The sequence below is a fragment of the Microbulbifer aggregans genome (assembly GCF_020524005.1).
Lineage (GTDB): Bacteria > Pseudomonadota > Gammaproteobacteria > Pseudomonadales > Cellvibrionaceae > Microbulbifer > Microbulbifer aggregans_A.
Window position 1 is genome coordinate 1 of sequence record NZ_JAIVKK010000031.1, and the last position, 2,537, is coordinate 2,537.

Genomic DNA, 2,537 nt, shown 5'->3' on the forward strand with positions numbered 1-2,537 from the left:
CAGCCATAACCAGGCGCTGCAGCCGACATCTTACTTTGAGCACTTTGTTACGCAGTCGCTACGCTCCTATTTTCGCGCAACAAAGCGCCCAAAGTAAGCTGCGGCTGAGCGCGGCGTTAGAGTTTTGAGTGGTAATAATGAAAAAAATAGTAATTTTCGGCCTATTGGTATTCGCTGGCTGGAAGCTCTACCAAGAAAAATTCGCGGCTCATGGAGCTCGCTGGGGAGGCTACGAAGTAGAGAAGGTTGGTCGTTCTGCTGATGGCATGGAAACAATCAAACTTTCTCCACCCAAGGAGCCGGTGAAATCCAGCCAGGCTTCATATCAAAAATTTAAATGTGATGGCCGGCAGCATTGTAGCCAAATGACATCCAGAGAAGAGGCGGTTTTCTTCATAAGGAACTGCCCTAATACAAAAATGGATGGAGACAATGATGGTATTCCCTGTGAGAACGATTCCAGGTTCTGAGTCCGCCAACTCTAACAAGGCGCTGCAGAGCGACGGCTTACTTTGTGCACTTTATAGCGCGGTCGCTACGCTCCCATTTTTGCGCAATAAAGCGCCCAAAGTAAGCCGCGCCTGAGCGCGGCGTTAAAACATCCAATGATCGAATTCATACAATCCATCACAGAGAGTGAACTTAGGTTTATAGCAAAAAGTGACTACGGCACAGATGCTGACGATTACTATAAAAGCCTTAAAAGTGTGATCTTCGGTCAGGGCTGCATCATGACAACTAGCCAGAGTTATATTCCCGGAGAAGTGATATCTTTATGCTCAAACTATCCTACCGAAAAGCATGAGCGTGAGTTCACAATATGTAATTTATTGGTGATAATTAATCGGGGTGTATTTCACCTTAAAGACTCTGACTTAGAGTCAAAGCTCGAGGCCAATAGAAGCCTCTATAGAAGTCTTGGAGCTAAGTACTCAGACCTCATACTTGGAGCGTACAGGTGGTCTGGGTTTTAACAAAGCCGGGCAATTCGCTCCGGGCCTGCGGCCCTCCGCGGGACAGCTTACCTTGCGCACGTTTTGCGCGGGTCGCTGCGCTCCTATTTTCGCGCAAAACGCGCACAAGGTAAGCTGCCCCTGCCGGCGGCGTTATGGTGCCGGGCGGTAAAATTTGTTGTTTGTACCAGCGTGTAATTCGGAGCACTGTCTCGGCCCGCAGTATTTGGCTTTTTTGCCATGATAAAATTGCGCAGCTTCGTTCCTAGTGCTTTCGTTTAAGTTCATAGGAATAGCGGAAACTCCGCTGCAGTAACGCGGAGTGCCAATAAGAGAAAAACAGGTGGGGAAAATTGCGGTATTCTTTCCTTGTTTTATTCGGGCAGTGGCCAGCCAAGCCGTGGCTGGCAGCGTGCCAGTAAGTGGGTCCGCAGCGCGGCCAGCCATAACAAGGCGCTGCAGGGCGACGGCTTACTTTGTGCACTTTATTGCGCGGTCGCTTCGCTCCCATTTTTGCGCAATCAAGCGCACAAAGTAAGCCGCCCCTGAGCGCGGCGTTATGCGTTTCCAAGCTAAGAACTAAAAGTTCAATTATGGATAAGCGGAAAAATCGGCAAGTAAACTATAGAGAGGCATATAGGAGAGGACGAGAAGCGGGAAATTCATACATAATGTATAAAATTCATAGAGCCTCTGTAGCAATAGTAATTGTGCTCCCATTTATGGCACTGTGGCAGCTATACAAGCAGTTAAACACCCATGGAAATTTCGGTGAAATCCACCCAGCATATTGGTTTACCATGGCTACTGCACTTGCTGCTGCCACCTTGGGTTGTCTGCTTTCTAGATATGCAAAGAAAGCAAAAACTGCAAGAAAGCAGTGGATCTCTGCTTTTACATTTCTAGGAGTGGTTATTATTGGATTTTCGGGGTTTGCGTTCATCGGTGGACTTCGATAATTCGCATAACAATCAGCGGCAGAGCGACAGCCAACCCTACGCACATTTTGTGTTACTCGCTGACGCTCAAACATTAACACAAAATGTGCTCCGCGCTGGCTGCGCCTGCGCTGGGCGTTATAAGTTTTTGTACCTCTGAGTCAGAATGAGCAAGTGGAAAGAAAAATAATACTTTCAGTCAGTCTGCTATTTGATACGCTAATTTTTGCGTTCTTAGTTCGCGGAGTGACGACATTTTGGCGTAATGGATATACAGAAGCTTATTTGAGGACCTCGGAGAGTCCAATTAGATTATATTCAGAAGACGCGTTATTAATGCTTATTGGGGTTGGTTTTTGCCTGCTAGCGTTCTCGTCAGTTACCTATAGCTACTGGCGGCAAGATCAGAGGGCTGGTAACTTATAACAAGCGGTTGTAGTCGCCGCGAACTACGCGGCTGGGACGGCTTACGCTATGCTCCAGCCGCCCCTAAACCGAACGTTAGTGCATTTAAGATGATCAAAAATTTTGTAGCTGTATTTTTGTTGCTTATTTGCTCTCGTACTTGGAGTTGCGAGTATTCGACACATGAACTATTTCCGCCGAAAAATCCATTTTCTAGTTCGCATGGGAGTAAGCCGGCTGC

General features: G+C 47.3%; 2 protein-coding genes. Both read left to right on the forward strand.

The annotated features are described in order from the left end of the window. Positions 1–137 precede the first annotated feature (137 nt). Entirely contained in the window at positions 138–470 is a 333-nt protein-coding gene (locus LC093_RS20130; RefSeq protein WP_226669270.1) for an excalibur calcium-binding domain-containing protein, read from the forward strand. A gap of 1,154 nt (positions 471–1,624) precedes the next feature. After that, positions 1,625–1,912 (forward strand): hypothetical protein, encoded by a 288-nt coding sequence (locus LC093_RS20135; protein ID WP_226669273.1) that lies wholly within the window; start codon positions 1,625–1,627, stop codon positions 1,910–1,912. The last annotated feature ends 625 nt before the right edge of the window (positions 1,913–2,537 follow it).